This window comes from Streptomyces sp. P1-3 (assembly GCF_050613155.1).
GTDB lineage: Bacteria > Actinomycetota > Actinomycetes > Streptomycetales > Streptomycetaceae > Streptomyces.
Genome location: NZ_CP192512.1, coordinates 6,628,511 through 6,644,644, shown reverse-complemented (window position 1 = coordinate 6,644,644; position 16,134 = coordinate 6,628,511). Strand labels below are relative to the sequence as shown.

The window sequence follows — 16,134 nt, the reverse complement described above, 5'->3', positions numbered from 1 at the left end:
GGTCAGCCTACTTTTTCGAGTGGCTCGGCAGCCGCGGGGGCGTGTGCCTGCGCCCGGCGCATGCCGCGCGAGGGCCACCAGCACTTCTCACCGAGCAGCAGCATGAGCGCGGGCAGGATCATGATCCGGATGACGACGGCGTCGAGGAGGACGGCCACCGCCAGGCTGAAGCCCATCTGCTTCATCTCCATGATGTGCAGGGGGACGAAGCTGGCGAACACCGTCACCATCACCAGGGCGGCGCTGGTCACCACGGAGGCCGAGCCGGCGATGCCGTCGAGCACGGCCTTGCGGGTGGGCACGCCGCGCAGCGCGGCCTCCCTGATCCGGCTGATCACGAACACCTGGTAGTCCATCGACAGGCCGAAGAGGATCACGAACAGCAGCAGCGGCACCCGGGAGCCGATCGAGCCGGTGGAGGTGAAGTCGAGCAGCCCCTCGGCCCAACTGCCCTGGAAGACAAGGACCAGCAGACCCAGCGAGGCGCCGGCCGAGAGCAGGTTCAAGAAGATGCCGACCAGGCCGAGGACGACGGAGCGGAACGCCCACACCGTCATGGCGAAGGTCACCAGCAGCAGCGATCCGATGATCAGCGGCAGCTTCCGCTTCTGGTGCTCGGGGTAGTCCGCGTAGCGGGCGACGTCTCCGGTGACCGCGGTCTCGGTGCCGGGCAGCTCGCCGACGGTGGCCGGGACGTAGTTCCCGCGGAGCGTTTCGAGGGAGCCCTGCGCCACGTCGGAGCTCACGTAGTGCGGTACGGGCAGCTCCAGCAGGCTGATCCGGCGGTCAGTTGACGTGCGCAGCTCGGCGGTGCCGGCGAGCCGCGGGTCGGCCTTCGCACGGCGGGCGAGCTCGCGCAGCGCGGCGGTCACCTCGTCCGCGCGGTCGGGTTCGGCGCGTACCACGACCTGGTGCATGGACTTCAGCTCGGGGAACGCCTGGTTCAGCCGGTCGTACGTCTGCATGGCCGGGATGTCGCGGGGGTGGGTCTCGCGGCCCATGTCGGTGAGGTTGAGTCCCAGGAGCGGGGTGGCCAGGGCGAGCATGGCGAGTACGGCGACGGCCAGGGTGGCGGCGGGGCGCTTGCTCGTGGGGCGCAGCATGGCCGCGGTGATCCGGCCGGTGCCGGTCCTCGGCTGCTTCTGCCGTACGGGCTTGCCGCCGCGGGCCGCGCGGTCGGCCTTGCGGGCGGCCCGGCGTTCGGCCCGAGCGCCGAGCTTGGCCAGCAGCGCGGGCAGCACGGTCAGCGAGCTTGCAACGGCGACCAGCGTCACGACGATCGCGCCGGTGGCGATCGAGGAGAAGATGACGTCATCGGCCAGGTACAGCGTGGCGCTGGAGACGGCGACCGCGAGCCCGGAGACCACGACGGCCCGTCCCGAGGTGGCCGCGGCCAGCTCCACCAGGGCCTGCGAGCTGAGCCGGCCGCCGGAGCGGGCCCGCTCCTCCCGTTCCCGCTTGAGGTAGAAGAGGGTGTAGTCGACGCCGACGGCCAGGCCGATCAGCAGGATGACGTTGGTGCCGATGCCGGCGTCCGGGAAGGCGTGCGAGGCCAGCATGGACAGGCCGATGGACGCGGCGATCGAGGAGAGCGCCAGCAGCAGCGGGACGGTGGCCATCGCCACGGAGCGGAAGACGATCAGCAGGGTGATCAGCGTGACCGGCAACGCGATCATCTCGGTGCGCGCGAGATCGCTGCCGCGCAACTCCTCGACGCCCTTGCCGATGGAGGGGCTGCCCGTCTCCTCGATCCGCAGGCCGGGATGGTCGGCCTGGACCTCGTCGGTCTGGGCGCGCAGCGGATCGACGTGCTTCTTGCCGTCGAGCTCGGGGCCCTTCATGGTGACGTCGACCCGGACCGCCGTGCCGTCGGTCGAGCGCACCGGGGCGGCCACGGACCTCACTTCGGGCAGTCGGCGCATCCGCTCGGTGATGTCGCGGGCGGCGGCGTCGGCGGCGGCCTGGTCGAGTCGGCCCGTGCCGGGCTCAGCGGTGATCAGCACGCGCTCCAGGGGCCTTTGCTCCAGACCGCCCTCGGCCGCCATCGCCTCCGCCCGGCCCGCCTCGCCGATGCGGAAGTCCTCGCTGGCGGCGGGGTTGCTGCCGACGCCCACTCCGGCACCGAGGCACAAGGCGACGAAGAGGAACCAGCCGGCGATGGCGCGCCAGGGGTGCCGGGCGCTCCAGCGAGCCATGCGTACAGGGAGATTGGTCATGGCATTCATGCTGGTCGGCGGGGTGCCGTCGCCGACAGCCTCGACAGGTTGAACCTCGGGTCCACCGGTCGGTGGACCCGAGGACGTGCCACCCGTACAGGCGCCCTGTCGCTTGTGGCTCGGCCTGGTCCCCGTGGAGCTGCCGCGCGGTTGCGGGGAGCCGTCGGAGGCCTCACGGGATGAGCAGGGCCTTGCCCGGGACCGAGCGGGCTTCTGTCGCGTGTTGTCCGGGGTGAACTCGGCGGCGACCGCGTCGGCCGGGTCCTCGACCTCGGCCAGCCGGCGGGCGGCGGCACCGCGGTGTGCCGTTCGACGTCGAGCCCAAGGGGGCTATCGGCGGCGCGCTCGAAGAACGCCTCGCCGATCGCCGTGTTGCCCACTTCTCAGGCGTACACAGGCTCGTATCTGCCGTCCGGTATCGCCTCGGCGAACTGGCGGAAGCACTCGGCGATGTTGTCCCGGCCGCGGATCTCGCCCTCGTCGGGCACGACAGCAACCGCGTCGGCCGCGAAGAGCGCTGCAACTGCTGCGGGATCGCGGCCGCCACCGGGGCCACGGCACAGGCCCGGGATGTGCCGGAGCACTTCCGCAGCGGCACCCGCTATCACGCGCCCGGCCCGGACGGCCTACCGCCTGGCGTCTGAAGGGCTCGGCTGAGCGCCGGCCGACCAGATGCCGCGCGAGCACAAGACCCAAGACCGAGCTGCCCAGCCGACAGGGGGGCGCCGGTCCGGTGCCGCCAGGGCCGTGAGGCCGACCAAGCCGACCCGTGTCCCTTGGGAGAGGCGCTCTCAGCAGCCGTTCCCGCCCGGGCCGCCGAAGAACAGGTAGGTGCCCCAGTCGGACGCCGTGTTGTTGGTGATCTGGACGGAGTAGCAGGGGCCGCTGACCGATCCCGCCTCCGACAGGGTCGCGTACACCGCGCCGCCGGTGGCGGGGTTGACCGCTGCCGCCCGTTGGTACGCGGCTTGGCCGAAGCCCGCCGCGGCCTTTTGCCCGGAACCCATCGGGGGCCACATCGTGATCTTGGTCGCGACCTCGCCGCCGAACTTGGCGCGAGTGGCTCCGGTGCTCAGCGGACCGTTGCCGAAAAATGATGCCGGGAAGCAGCCGATCGGATGGTCGTCGAAGTAGAACCACCACGCGTTGTTGGTGAGATAGAAGCCCATCTTGTACTCGACCTGTGATCCGCCGGTCTGCGAGAACTGCAGGGGGACTCCCGGAGTCACGTAAGGGTTGGCGACAAGGCGGAACACGCCGCCGTCCAGGTTGTAGAAGTTGTGGCCGACGTGGTAGGTCTCCCGGGTCGTGAAGACGAAAAGGTGGGGTGCGGCGTTGCCGTACCGCTCGATGTCGACATGCCAACCGCATTCCACGGTCTGCAGGAGGGTGCTTTCGTGTCCCGCGGAGTACCACTGCTGACTGAAGGTCCACTGATTCCCCCCGGCGAACGGGTTCCACACGTTGACCTTGCTTGAACCGCCCAGGCAATTGATATTCTGCTCGCCGGTCGCGTATCGCTGCTGGAGCGCCAATGCCGATGCCTCGGCGGCGGTGGGTGCCGCGGGCTCGATGAGGTGATCCCTCGCCGAGAGGGCCGCCAGGTTCGGGAATCGGCACAGCCCCGACAGGGTGGTGCGGTACAGCGGCGTGGTGCCGGCAGGAAAGGCCCGAGCAGTCCCCGGATCCTGCGGCTGCGGCTGCGGCTGCACGATCTCCCGCGATCTCGGGTCAGGTGGCGTCGACTCGTCGGGTTCGGCCACCTGGGGCGGGCCTTCGGCAGGGGCGACGGCGAGACCGCCCCAGCGCCGCGCGGCCGGATGCAGGTCATCGAGGACGCAGTCGATGACCTGACCGTCGGTTTCGACGAAACTCTCGACGGCGCTCACACCCTTGTACAGATCCATGACATACGCCTGCATCTCCTCGAAGGCAGATGCGCTTTCGACTGCGGCGCCGGGCAGTTGGCGGAATTCTTCGTACCTGGCCGACGTCACGGATTTGAGGAATGCGTCGAAGGGTTGCGGGGAAAGAGTAGCGGTCATGGGGGTGACGCTCCCGGGTCTGGAATCGGTGGCCGCCTTGATCGGTGGCCGGATCGTCGGGATCGCGTACCGGCGGCACGTCGGTGACGACTCACTCGCCCTCAAGGGTAATACGCCACTTCACTCCGTGCACGCCATCCGTTCGTGTGACCTGCCATGGCACTCGGGGCGTGCGGTCGCACGAATTCACGGACTCGATGATTTGAACGCGTTGTTGAATTCCGGAGATGTTTCGAGTGGTCGATTACGCGTACTCGTGGTACAGGTGAGAGGAAAGCGGTACCGGTCATCTGGACGTCGCTGACGTGGCCTGTTCTCGGCTGGGCGGTTGGGACGCGTCATTGATTCAGATGCGGCGCAATGGAATTCACTCTTGGTGCGGTCGATGGTCGAGTGGACGACATGGTGGTCGCCGCGAGGCGACAGACGGCCGGCGAGGCCTACCCACAGGGGCAGGGGAACCGTGGTTCCTCCTGATCAACTCGCTGCGAGCGCCACAGCGCCCGGAAGCATGGCATCGAGCGCGTTCGGTCCCGGAGTGCCCGCTTGGAGGCCGCATAGGCGCCGCTGTAGACGGCGCCCATCAGCCCGGCGGCCGACGCCGGTGCGCGAGCCTGCCTCATACCGCGATGCCCTGCGGTCCAGGGGCCTGCCGACGGAAGGTCGTCGGGGCAGAGCCGGAGGTCTCGGGACACTGCCTCACCATCCGCTGAGGTCTGGCAGCCCACGCTGGCCCCCGCCGCCGTGCTGCGCTACGACGGCGTCCGAGAGAAAGAGCTGCTGATCGTTCCCGAGCGTGTGGTGGTTCTCAACCGTCAGGCCGGTGCGGTCCTGCGCCTGTGCGACGGCACACGCACCACCGAGGAGATCATCGCTGTGCTCGCCAAGCGCTACCCGCAGGCACCCGTGGCCGCAGACGTGCTGGACTTCCTCAGCCGGATGCGCACCGAAAGGTGGCTCCGATGACAGGCCCTCTCTCCGGTACGGCTCCCCCGTGGTCGCTGGTAGCCGAGGTCACCCACGCGTGCCCATTGCGCTGCCCTTACTGTTCCAACCCGCTCGATCTGACGCGCCGTTCGCATGAGCTGGAGGCGGCGGAGTGGGTCCGGGTCATGGAGGAGGCCGCCGATCTGGGCGTCGTGCACGCCCATCTGTCCGGCGGGGAGCCGCTGCTGCGACCGGATCTGGTCGCGATCAGCGCCGCTGCCACGCGGGCGGGGCTGTATACCCAGCTTGTCACCAGCGGAGTCGGACTGACCGAGGAGCGGCTGGGACAGCTGGTCGGGGCGGGACTGCGCAGCGTCCAGCTGTCGGTGCAGGACCACGCACCAGGTGCCTCGGACCGGATCGCCGGCCGCCGTGGTTCGTTCGCCGCGAAGGAGTGGGCGGCGGCAGCCGTGCGCGCGGCGGGGCTGTTCCTCTGCCTCGATGTCGTCCTGCACCGGGAGAACCTGGACTCCCTCGGGGACATCGTTGAGCTGGGCCTGGCCTGGGGCGTGGACAAGCTGGAGCTGGCGCATGTCCAGTTCTACGGCTGGGCCTTGGCCAATCGGCAGGCTCTGCTTCCGTCCCGCGAACAGGTGGCTCGCGCCCGCGAGGAGTTCGAGCGGTGGCGGGAGCGGCTGGCGGGGCAGCTAGAGCTCATATGGGTGGTACCGGACTACTTCGAGGGCGTGCCCAAACCTTGTATGGGCGGCTGGGGCGTGGCCTCCCTGACCGTGACACCCGACGGCACAGTGCTGCCCTGCCCTGCGGCGTCCGCGCTGCCCGGCCTTGATCCCTCGAACGTCAAGGACCACTCCCTGGCCTGGATCTGGGAGCACTCCCCGGCCTTCAACGCCTACCGGGGCACCGCCTGGATGAGCGAGCCGTGCCGCAGTTGCCCACAGCGGGAGCAGGACTTCGGCGGCTGCCGCTGCCAGGCATTCGCCCTGACCGGAGACGCGACACGAACGGACCCGGCATGCCGCTGGTCACCGGACCATCATCTCGTCCGAACGCTGACCGAGGCGGCTTCCGAGCCGCTGCCCGACGGTGACCGGGTGGGGTGGACACCGCGTGCACCAGGTGGAAACCAGCGACAGACCGCTGGTCCGCCCTGAACGCAGGTACGGACGAGGAGCACGACCAGCGCGGCACATGGACAGGACCGTGGGCCTCTGAGTCCGCAGAGGCCCCGAACCTCTTTGGTCAGGGCGAGCGACCCCTGTCTGACGAACAGGTGGTCGTCGTGCTCACCAGGCAGTGCCTCGGCGTACACCGTCCTGCCCAGGGCGGAGTGATCAGTAGGTGAGTGCGTCCTCGGCGGTGCCGAAGAAGCTGGTGACCTGGCCGTCGTTGACCGTGACGGGGCCATCGTTGATCGGCACCGTCGTGGGGCTCTCGGCAGAGGTGAGTGCCACCTCCACCTTGTCGGCGGCCTTGCCGCCCGCGGTGTCGGCGCGCGAGAACAGGATCCCGGCATAGGCGCTCTCGCCGGCCTTCAGGATCCAGTCCTTGCCGGTGGGTCCCACGTGCTCGGCGGCGCCGTCGAGCCCCGGAATCGTGATCGCCAGCTCGTTCGCCGGCAGCAGGCAGGCGGCGCCGCCCTTGTTGGTCGCGGTCAGCAAGGCGTGGTTGACGGGCTTGGACGCGACGGTGACGTTGTAGCTCAAGTCGGTCGTCTCGCACATGCCCACGCCTCCGTCCTGATCGTCGTCGGCCCCGGGCTCCGACGACGGCGGGGTGCTGCCACCGCTGTCGGAGGAGCCACCGCTGGTTCTGCCACCGTTACTCGGTCTCGCCGTCGAGGGCGTGTCGGAGCCCTTGTCCGCACCCGCAGCCGACGGGCTCGCTGCCGCGCTCGGAGCGGCCTTGCCCTTCTCTGCGTCCTTCTCGGCGTCGCCGTTGCATGCGGTCAGTGCCAGGATGCCGAGCGAGAGAGCGGCGAGTGCGGTGGTGGTGGTGCGGCGTGAACGGGCTGCGTAAGCCATGAGGAGCCCCCCAGAAGTCGGAATGTCCCGGTGATCGTGCCTCATGGGAGCGATGCTTCCGCCCGCTTACACCGAGTGGAAGCCGTTTTCACACAAGTCTGTGACATTGCGGCAGTGGGGGTGATTGCCTCGGATAACGGACGACTGGCGTCCTCCCAGGCGGTGATGAGCGAAGACCCCACAAGTGCCGGTCCGTCGGCCTCGCCCCTGCGCACGCCAGCAGGCGGGCGGCAGCGCTGAGACGACGCCCCGGGGCCGGGGCCGGGAGGGAGACGGCACGCCCAACTTCCTGAGAAAACGGGCGACGTGGGCATGGGCTTCGTGGTCTTGATCAAATCGCGTGACGATCCAGGGCAACCGTTCCGCCACCCCGTGGGTCACCTCCTTCGCACGCATTTGCACCTCTGAAGCGGAGAGCAGACTTGCGAAAGAACCTTCTGGCAGCCACCGCCATGGCTGTCGTGGCCGCTACCGGCGGCCTGGGACTGACCCTCGCCACGCCCGCCACCGCGGCACCGGTGGGCAGGAGCGCCGCCGACGGCGACTTCAACGGTGACGGCTATGCCGACCTGGTCGTCGCCACCCCCAAGGCGACGGTGAACGGGCAGAAGCAGGCGGGGCAGGTGACCGTGCTCTACGGCTCGGCCTCCGGCGTCTCGACCGGACGTTCCGCCATGATCGGCCAGAACACCTCGGGGGTGCCCGGCTCCGCGGAGGCGTACGACCAGTTCGGCTCGTCCTACGCCGCGGGCGATCTGGACGGTGACGGCTACACCGATCTGGCGGTCGGCGTGTCGTCCGAGAAGTCGGCGGGTCACGACGACTACGGCATCGTCCAGATCCTGTGGGGCGGCCCCAGGGGGCTGACCAACGGTGCGCTGACCGTGTACGGCCCGTCGGTTGGGGCCTCCGCCTATCTGTACGGCTCCGGGCTCGCGGTCGGTGACTTCGACGGGGACGGCCGCGACCAGCTCGCCGTGGCGGGCTTCGCCGGGGTGTCGGTCTTCGACGACGGGTTCACCCGGACCGCGGCTCCGGCCCGGACCGAGCTGACCACCGGCCCCGAGGGTGAGTCCCGGGGGACGGGATCGCTCACGGCGGGCGACTTCGACGGGGACGGTGCCGAGGACCTCGCCGTGTCCGGCGCCGATGACCTCGACAACGACGACGATCGCGGCGTGTGGCTCGGCTACTACGCGGGCGGCGCCCACGGCATGACCTACACCGAGAACCCCGCCACCGTGCCGCTGGACGCCGCACATGTGCGAGCGGCGGGCGACATCGACCGGGACGGCTACGACGACCTGGTCACCTCCGGCTCGGGCCCGTCCGGCGCGGGCGTCCTCGCCGTGCACTACGGCGGCCCTGGCGGCATCCCGGACAGCTCCCGCACCGCCCTGATCGACCAGGACACCGCAGGCGTCCCGGGGGCCGGCGAGCCGGGTGACTACTTCGGCGCCGCCGCCTCCGTCGCCGACGTCACCGGCGACGGGTACGCGGACATCGCCGTGGGCGCGCCCGGCGAGGACGTCGGCAGCCTCGACGGCGCCGGAGCGGTCTGGCTGCTCAAGGGCTCGGCCTCCGGCGTGACCGGTGCCGGCGCCCAGTCCTTCACCCAGGACACCGCGGGCGTGCCCGGCGCGGCCGAGAGCGCGGACCGGTTCGGGTACGCCGTGCGTCTCTCCGACCTGAACGGCGACTCCCGCGCGGACCTCACGATCGCCGCCCATGGCGAGGACGTCTTCGACGACGGCGTCCGCCACTCCGACGGCGCCGACTGGGTGCTGCGCGGCAGCGGTTCGGGCCTGACGGCGTCGGGTGCCATGTCGTTCAACGAGAAGGCGTTCGGCCTGACGTACCGCAACAAGTTCTTCGGATCGGTGCTGGAGAGCTGACTGCTCGGTGTGGCCCCGGAGAGGTCGTCACCACCGTCGGTGCACGGTTGCCTTACTGCCGGTCACCAGGCTTGCCGGCGGAACGTCATCGGTCACGACCGCGCCAGCGGCGACCACGGCATCACGGCCAATGCTGACGCCAGGAAGGATCGTGGCACCGGCGCCGATCCACACGTTCTCCGCCACATCGATGGGCGCGCCGCTCAGCCACCCCCGTCGCTCCTCGGGATCGATCGGGTGACCGACGGTGATGAACGTGGCCTTTGGTCCGACCATCACGCGCTCGCCGAGCCGGATGCCGGCGTAGTCCAGGAACGTGCAGTTCTGGTTGATGAACACGCGCTCCGCGAGGTCCAGGTGAAGGCCGTGGTCCGTGTAGAAGGGCGGATAGATCGTGACTCTCGCCGACAGCGGCCTGCCGAGGATCCGTTCGAACAGTTCCGCCTTGCCCGCTTCGTCCTCGAAGGGCAGGACGTTCAGGCGGGAGGTGAGCTCGGTGACCCGCAGAACCCTCTCGGCCATGGCCTGGAACTCGGCGCTATGGATGCGCATGAGACGGTCGCTGGACAAGCCACGATCCTTTCTGGTGTACCGGTGTTGCCCAGGACGGGAGCCAGACCGTCTCAGGGAGCCTTGGCAGGCTTCCGAGGTGGGTGATGATTCCACGGAGTCCTGGGTGTGGATTCGTTCTGGGGAGAATGAGAGAGAGTGGGTATGCGAGGGTCGGATTCACGACAGGGATGCGGCGTAGGTCGTAGTTCGTCGGCCAGATGTACCGGTCGCGTGCCCCAACGAGGGTGGCCACGTCCGCGGAGTCCGCGAGGGTGTCCAGGAGTACTTCGTCTCCAAAGTGCGGGCCTGCCGCGTCGATGCGTAGGTCGAATTCGGTGGCGAGCTGATCGTAGAACTCTGCCCATTCGCTTCGGGGCGCGATACCCGGCACCCATATCCGGTGCTTACGCAACTGCGGTGGCGTCAGTCTTCGCGCGGAGGCGAGCGGATGTCTCGGGCCGACGAGAAGTTCCAGCGGCGAGTCGAACGCGTGAATCATCTGCACGTCGGGCGGCAGCGCGTCCGGGGCAGTGACGGTACGGAACGAGGCGTCGATATCGCCTGCTTCGACGGCGGCGACCGCCACGCGTGGGTCGTTGACCCGAAGGGTCACCACGTCGAGGTTGGTTTCGGGATGCGACCGCCAATAGTCGTGCAGAACAACGGCCTGCGCGCTTCGCAGGCCGAGAACGTCGATCCGAAGGGCCCGGGAGCCCGGCCTGACCGCGGTGATGGCGCGCTCGACCCCCGCCACGACGCTCCGCGCGTGGGGGAGAAATGCCTGACCATCGAGCGTCAGCTCAACTCCTCGGGCGGTACGTGTGAACAGACGGACTTCCAGCTCGCGCTCCAGGGCGGCGATCCGCTTGGAGACTGCCTGCTGCGTCACGCCCAGCTCATCGGCCGCATGTTGCAACCGTCCGAGCTCGGCCGCCCGGACGAACGATCGCAATGCCTCAGTGTCCACCGGTTCACCTTAGGCGTGCACAACTGATCGTTGTGGCTCACCGTGGATCGGTTGTTCGATCACGCTCCAGCGTGGCTGATGTGATGCAAGCATCCGAACGGTCGGCCGTCGCGAGGAGCCATGTGCGTGTGAGATTGGAGCCCAGCAGCACGAATGACGGGACTGGCAGGCGGTGAGCGCGGCCAGCGGGAGCGGTCCGTACTCGGCGGGCATGTCCCGCCACGGCATACCGGTGCGGACCCGGAACCGTATGCCGTCGATCAGCCGCCGTCTGGCCCACATCGGCGGTCGTCCAGGCTTCTTCTCCTTCGGCAACAGCGGTTCCAGGACCGCCCACTGGACGTCCGTCAGCTCTCCACGCGCGCCATGAGGCGAGATCGTTCCAGATCCGTGCCGCCTGCCCCATCAATCTGCGGGGTCAGGCGGCCATGGACCTAGTTCCGGCAAGTGGGGGCCGGTTGTGTCCAGGTGACCGTCGGTGCTGCGGCCGGCCATCCAGGCTGCAAGGTCACGCACTGCTCCGGAGACCTCGACTGTCGTGCCCGTGCCCGTGCCCAGGGCTTGGGCGAACTCATCGTCCGTGGCTCGCAAGAGCAGCCGAGTGCTGACTGGGGCACGATCGGACAGGAAGTCCAGAGCGTGCAGGGCGAAGTCCCGCGGCCAGTCCTGGGGGCGGTATCCGACCGCGAGGTCAACAGCGTGGATCTCTGCCTCTCGCCATCGTGCCAGCGCGGTATCCAGCACCCTGGCATGGCGGAACCGGACCGTGCGCTGCCAGTCCGCTGCCGTCAGTCGGCTCCACGCATCTACCAGCGCCCGCTGGGCAAGCTTCAGATCCTCGCGAAGCTCGGCCAGGGGCCGGGCCGCCCCTTGGTCGATGGACCGGTCACGCTCTGCCTGCCCGCCGTCGTACATGTCGATGAGCTCACCCTGCAAAGCGGCCAGGGCCTGCCGCTCGAAGGCACGGGCGTTGTCGACAAGGTGCTGGAGTACGTGCCCCCGGTTCCACCCCGGCAGGGCAGAGGCTGCGTCCTTCCGCTGGTCGTCGAGTTGATCGACCAGTTCAAGCACCCGAGCATGCGACTGCGAGACCCGAACCACCAGTTCGTCAGGAGCCACACGCGAGTTGACCACTGTCTAAGCCTAGCCATGTTGATCCACTTCCGAGACACCCCCGAGAACTCCAGTTGGAAGTGGTTGCCTGAGCTGGTTCTTCCTTGGTAGCGGCATCGCCGAGCGGCGGCTGGGTGTCGTCTGCGCCAATGGGACCAGTTCAGGGCAAGTGTGGCTGGGGCGTCGTGGGGCCTCGGTCGGGGAAACAGAGCGCCCAGGAGTCACGGGATCTCTGCCACGGTGAGAGGGACGGTGCCGATGACGTCGTTTCTGCTGGCCCCTTTTTGGCGGTCCGGGCCGCGAGGACGGCCAGGACGGCGTGGGCGAGCATGGCCAGGGTGACGTGTCGGTACCAACCTGGATATCGACGGACCTCGTACTGGTTCAGGCCGCAGTCGTTCTTCGCGGCCTGGAGGCACCCAGCGGGATCCGGCGACCTTGGCCAGGTCCCGACGGCGGTGCCGTTGGGCGGGCGTAGGCGAGGTAGACGCGATGTCGTCGCGCCGGGCCGGGCTGCGGCGGGGCAGAACTGGCCGGAGTCGCTGCGTGGTGGCGCGCGGGCGAGCCGGCCGGTGGGGTATCCCACCAGGTTCAAGAGGAAGGGCCGCTGCCGGGAGGTGTTCCGGCTGCATCACGATGTGAAGCGGCCCTCGATCTGGCTGGTGTCGTACCGGCGTCTGCATTTGCCGACGATCGGGTAGGTGCGGTTGCACGAATCGCCAGACGCCTCGGCTGTCCGGTCGGGCGGGGCTAGGCAGTGGTGCAGTCGGTGACTGTGTCGCGTGCCGGGCACCGCTGGTACGCGTCGGTGCCGTGCAAGGTCGCCACTGAGCTGCCCGAGCAGCCTACCCGGGCCCAGCACGAGCGTGGCCGGGTCGGGTCGGCCTCGGCGTGAAGCACCTCGCCGCCCTCTCCCAGCCCCTCGTGCCCGGTGACGAGGCATCCGTGACACGCCCATCTGTCAGCTGAAGTGGGCGGCGATGTCCTCCGCGAGTTCATGGCTCTGCGTAAGAAGGGGTGGACACTGGTGCGTGTCATCAACGGACACGACACCGTGATCGGCCTCTCCCCCATGGCTCTCCAGGCATTGGCCAATATCAGGTACGGGAAGCGGCGGGAGTAGCAGCCCCGCCCATGCGCCACGGGGCTGCGCGCGGACGGGGGCTGTCGGCCGACATGGGGCGACGTACAGCAGTGCCCCCTCGGAGTGGGACATCCCTTGCCGGGGGCACTGCGGTGTGTGCCGCGGTATCGCCAGTCAGAGCTTGACGTGCCATTTCCCGCGGGCGAGCCGTGTGGTGCCGTCGGGCTTGAGCGGTGCGCTGGGTGGTGGCGACGGGGCCGTGCTGGCGTGAGCCGCGGGCCTGATCGACGCCACAACCCACCAGGTCCTGGACCTGCCTCCCCGAACGGGACACCGAATCGCACAGACAGGGAAGGTGGCCTATTCAACGAACTTGATCGAATCGATCAACGCCCGACCGCGGAAGACCACCCGGAACCGCGGCCACTTCCCCTCCGAGCAGGCCGCACTGAAGGGACTCAACCTGGCGATGCACTGAATCAGTTCTCACTGTTCTTCGAGGACAGGCTCACCCCCCGGAGACTTACACAAAGTCACTGACACGGCCTGACTCTGCGCTCAGGGGCGCAGCAGTGGGTAGTTGTGTGTGCGCCACAGTTCTTGGCGGTCTGCGATGGAGGGCTGTGTCGGGGTGGTGCTGTCTTCGGTTGTCCAGATGTGGGCAGGGGTGGTGGATGGGTTGAGGGGTTTCCAGCCGGGGTCGCCGTTGGTGGCGAAGGTGGTCCATGCGGTCATCATGGTGTGTGAGAGGTGGTGGTCTGGTGTGGTGGGTGGGCCGCCGATGAGGAACTCGGTGCTGGTGGCGGTGATGTTGCCGAAGGCGAAGGGTATGTCGGCGTTGTGCCAGGCGTGTACTTCTCCGTGTGGGCCGGTGCGCTGTCTGGCGAAGCGGGACATGAACGCCCGGCCGCCTGCCTGGGCATGTGTGTCGGCGAGGCGGCTGCTGTACTCCGCGAAGAGCATGTCGCCGTAGATGGTGAGGTAGATGTCGAGTACGGGTGCGTGGGGCATGAGGTTGCGGTAGCCGGGCACCAGGTCGTCGGGGAGTCCGAAGTCCTTGGCGAATCGTGCCAGTTGTTCGTCGGTGGTGATTTTCTTGCTGCTGCCGACGGCGTCCAGTAGCCAGTATTCCTGTGTGGTGTGGCACACCAGGAGGTCCACCTCGCGTGCGGCGCCGGCGGCGATCCCGGTGAGGGGGTCTGTGGGGAGGATGTCGCCGTCGGCGACCGGCCCGTAGATGACGGGGTCGTAGTGGCGGGCTCCGGAGTCCGGATCGTGCCGGTAGTCGTCGACGACCTTGTCGGAGGCGGCCACCAGTGCCTGTGGTGACGCGGAGGCCAGAGCGACGGCAGTGGCGGGGATGCCTGCCGCGGCGGCGACTTTCCGGGTGGTCTGCGCTGCGAGTTCGACGGAGTAGCAGGGGCTGGCGACGCTGTGGGTGATGGCACGGCGGAACAGCCCGCGTGCCCGGTCCATCACCATCAGACAGGCGATCGAGGCCGCTCCTGAGGACTGCCCGGCCACGGTGACGTTGTCGGGATCGCCGCCGAAGGCGGCGATGTTCTCGCGTACCCACCGCAGTGCGGCGATCTGGTCGAGCAGGCCCCGGTTCTCCGGGTACGGCGTTTCTCCGCTCTCCGGGTACGGCGTCTCTCCGCCGTCGGGAATGCTGCCGAAGCCCTCGAAACCGAGACGGTAGTTGAACGTGACCATGACCAGCCCAGCGCGGGCCAGTGCCGTGCCGTCGAAGTCGGGCTGCGCGGAAGACCCGAAGGTGTAGGCACCGCCATGGATCCAGACCAGGACGGGGAGTGAGCCATCAGGCGCTGCCGGAGTCCAGACGTTGACCGTGAGAACTTCCTCGTCGCCGGGCGACCAGGACGGAGCGCCGGGCAGGCACGCCGACTGCGGAGAGATGGGGCCGAAGCTGTCGCAATCCCGGACACCGGTCCACGGCTGGGCGGGGCGCGGCGCGCGGAACCGGTTGGCGCCGAATGGCGCAGCGGCGTAGGGAATGCCGAGGACCGCGACCACGTCGGGGACCGACCGACGGCCTCGCACCAGTCCGTCCCTCGTCCGGAAGGTGTCCACGGAGGTCTCCTCTCATCAGGCATTACATGACATCGCCGAGTGGATCCGGCCAGCGGCCTGACATCGAGCCGGGCGCAGGCTCCAGCATTCCAGCGATCAGAGCTCTGACACCAACACCAAGATCACGTCAATTGACGCGTTGGCGATGTCAATCCCCGTCGGCCGGTAGGCGATGCGGCGAACGGCCGGCTCACCCAGTCGACAGAGGCGCGTCCGTGCACCCGTGGGTGGCGGGGGCGTCGGCGCGTTAGCCTGCTTCCATACCGTCAATTCACGGAGATCTCCGCGTCGTGCCCCTACGAAGCCGCACGTCGCGGAACCGGTCCGACTCGCCGAGGACCCCCTGGGACCGCACGGACAGATGAAGCCGTGACATGCGACAGGACACGTGATCCTGTTGCAAGCTCTGACGAACGCCGAACCACCCGACAAGTAGCTGAGCGTGATACCAGCAAGCATCGCCGGGCATCCGCGAGACAGTGACGGTATGACCACTTGGGCCATCACTGAACTCGGTCCACATGACCGGCAAGCCGTGGCGGACGCCGGCAGCCTGACCGATGCCATCTTGGGGCGTGGCATGTTTACCGTCGAACAAGTCCTTGAGGACCTCCGCGACGGCGCCCTCCTCTTCCTGACCGCATACGCAGGAAAGCCTCCCGTCCTGGTGGGTGTGGCGACCGCCCGTGTGCTGGACGACGATGGCTACCGCGACCTCATCGCCCCGATGTCACCCGGCACCCTCCCCGCCCCTCCGCCCTCAGTCAGCGGCCGCCGGATCGGCCGGCTGAACTCCTTGGCCGTGACCACGCCGATGCGCGGACGTGGCCTTGGCAGTGCCCTTACCGCACACCGCACCGAGTGGCTGCGAGAGCGGTGCACCGAGGCGTACACGATTTCCTGGCTGCACAACCAGCAGGGCCGCAGCGAAGGTCTGCTCAGGGCCTTCGGCTGGCAGCCAGTCGCCATCCTCCACGACTACTGGCGGCAGGCCACAACGACCGGCGACCAGTCCTGCCCCCAGTGCGGCCGCCCCTGTCACTGCCCTGGCCTGCTGCTGCGCCTGCCCATCCCTTCATCGGGGGAGCCGACGCACGGCATATGACGACGGCTCCTGTACTGGCGTTACCGCGTGCACGATGGACGGCCTGATCGCCGGGAGCGGCGGAGAACAGGGCTGAGCCGTCATCTCTGCCCGT

14 protein-coding genes and 2 pseudogenes are annotated in these 16,134 nt (G+C 68.7%); 7 read left to right on the top strand and 9 right to left on the bottom strand.

Going from position 1 to position 16,134, the window contains the following annotated elements; all coding sequences use genetic code 11:
* Nucleotides 1–2: 2 nt before the first annotated feature.
* Nucleotides 3–2,216 carry an MMPL family transporter gene (locus tag ACQUSR_RS28480; protein WP_431045457.1) on the bottom strand — a complete coding sequence of 738 codons (2,214 nt, stop codon included), beginning with the start codon at nucleotides 2,214–2,216 and terminating at the stop codon, nucleotides 3–5.
* A 302-nt stretch (nucleotides 2,217–2,518) separates the two neighbouring features.
* On the opposite strand from ACQUSR_RS28480, the gene ACQUSR_RS28475 reads away from it, so the two are divergent.
* Entirely contained in the window at nucleotides 2,519–2,860 is a 342-nt protein-coding gene (locus tag ACQUSR_RS28475) for a hypothetical protein (RefSeq protein WP_431045456.1), read from the top strand.
* 147 nt (nucleotides 2,861–3,007) lie between these two features.
* Here ACQUSR_RS28475 and ACQUSR_RS28470 read toward each other — a convergent pair whose 3' ends face one another.
* Nucleotides 3,008–4,261 (bottom strand): neprosin family prolyl endopeptidase, encoded by a 1,254-nt coding sequence (locus tag ACQUSR_RS28470; protein WP_431045455.1) that lies wholly within the window; start codon nucleotides 4,259–4,261, stop codon nucleotides 3,008–3,010.
* 744 nt (nucleotides 4,262–5,005) lie between these two features.
* Here ACQUSR_RS28470 and pqqD point away from each other — a divergent pair.
* Together pqqD and pqqE are read left to right on the top strand one after the other, a co-directional pair.
* Nucleotides 5,006–5,227, top strand: coding sequence for a pyrroloquinoline quinone biosynthesis peptide chaperone PqqD (pqqD, locus tag ACQUSR_RS28465; protein ID WP_431045454.1), 222 nt, complete (start codon nucleotides 5,006–5,008; stop codon nucleotides 5,225–5,227).
* Entirely contained in the window at nucleotides 5,224–6,363 is a 1,140-nt protein-coding gene (gene pqqE / locus ACQUSR_RS28460; RefSeq protein ID WP_431045453.1) for a pyrroloquinoline quinone biosynthesis protein PqqE, read from the top strand. Before pqqD ends, pqqE begins: the two co-directional genes overlap by 4 nt.
* 180 nt (nucleotides 6,364–6,543) lie before the next feature.
* On the opposite strand, the gene ACQUSR_RS28455 is transcribed toward pqqE, so the two are convergent.
* Nucleotides 6,544–7,233 (bottom strand): DUF4232 domain-containing protein, encoded by a 690-nt coding sequence (locus tag ACQUSR_RS28455; protein ID WP_431045452.1) that lies wholly within the window; start codon nucleotides 7,231–7,233, stop codon nucleotides 6,544–6,546.
* Nucleotides 7,234–7,655: 422 nt separating this feature from the next.
* Between ACQUSR_RS28455 and ACQUSR_RS28450 the strand changes: the two genes are divergently transcribed.
* On the top strand, nucleotides 7,656–9,128 hold the full coding sequence (locus tag ACQUSR_RS28450) for an FG-GAP and VCBS repeat-containing protein (protein ID WP_431045451.1): 1,473 nt from the start codon (nucleotides 7,656–7,658) through the stop codon (nucleotides 9,126–9,128).
* Nucleotides 9,129–9,155: 27 nt separating this feature from the next.
* Here the strand turns inward: ACQUSR_RS28450 and ACQUSR_RS28445 are convergent, their stop codons facing one another.
* From ACQUSR_RS28445 to ACQUSR_RS28425, 5 genes and pseudogenes are all read right to left on the bottom strand, one after another.
* Nucleotides 9,156–9,698: a DapH/DapD/GlmU-related protein gene (locus tag ACQUSR_RS28445; RefSeq protein ID WP_431045450.1), complete on the bottom strand. Its 543-nt coding sequence runs from the start codon at nucleotides 9,696–9,698 to the stop codon at nucleotides 9,156–9,158.
* Complete coding sequence (locus ACQUSR_RS28440) at nucleotides 9,667–10,647, bottom strand: LysR family transcriptional regulator (RefSeq protein ID WP_431045449.1); 981 nt, start codon at nucleotides 10,645–10,647, stop codon at nucleotides 9,667–9,669. The genes ACQUSR_RS28445 and ACQUSR_RS28440 overlap by 32 nt, the downstream gene beginning before the upstream one ends.
* Before the next feature lie 9 nt (nucleotides 10,648–10,656).
* A complete protein-coding gene (locus tag ACQUSR_RS28435; protein WP_431047901.1) occupies nucleotides 10,657–10,998 on the bottom strand; it encodes a transposase in 342 nt (113 codons plus the stop codon).
* Nucleotides 10,999–11,052: 54 nt separating this feature from the next.
* Nucleotides 11,053–11,748, bottom strand: a complete 696-nt coding sequence (locus tag ACQUSR_RS28430; RefSeq protein ID WP_431047899.1) for a maleylpyruvate isomerase family mycothiol-dependent enzyme — start codon at nucleotides 11,746–11,748, stop codon at nucleotides 11,053–11,055.
* Nucleotides 11,749–11,920: 172 nt separating this feature from the next.
* Nucleotides 11,921–12,296: pseudogene (locus ACQUSR_RS28425) on the bottom strand (IS701 family transposase); the annotation flags it as partial.
* A gap of 233 nt (nucleotides 12,297–12,529) precedes the next feature.
* Here ACQUSR_RS28425 and ACQUSR_RS28420 point away from each other — a divergent pair.
* Both ACQUSR_RS28420 and ACQUSR_RS28415 read left to right on the top strand, forming a co-directional pair.
* Nucleotides 12,530–12,655 (top strand): hypothetical protein, encoded by a 126-nt coding sequence (locus ACQUSR_RS28420; protein ID WP_431045448.1) that lies wholly within the window; start codon nucleotides 12,530–12,532, stop codon nucleotides 12,653–12,655.
* A 541-nt stretch (nucleotides 12,656–13,196) separates the two neighbouring features.
* Nucleotides 13,197–13,316: pseudogene (locus tag ACQUSR_RS28415) on the top strand (transposase); the annotation flags it as partial.
* An 86-nt stretch (nucleotides 13,317–13,402) separates the two neighbouring features.
* Here ACQUSR_RS28415 and ACQUSR_RS28410 read toward each other — a convergent pair.
* A complete protein-coding gene (locus ACQUSR_RS28410; protein WP_431045447.1) occupies nucleotides 13,403–14,935 on the bottom strand; it encodes a carboxylesterase/lipase family protein in 1,533 nt (510 codons plus the stop codon).
* 580 nt (nucleotides 14,936–15,515) lie between these two features.
* Here ACQUSR_RS28410 and ACQUSR_RS28405 point away from each other — a divergent pair.
* On the top strand, nucleotides 15,516–16,040 hold the full coding sequence (locus tag ACQUSR_RS28405) for a GNAT family N-acetyltransferase (RefSeq protein ID WP_431045446.1): 525 nt from the start codon (nucleotides 15,516–15,518) through the stop codon (nucleotides 16,038–16,040).
* Nucleotides 16,041–16,134: the final 94 nt, after the last annotated feature.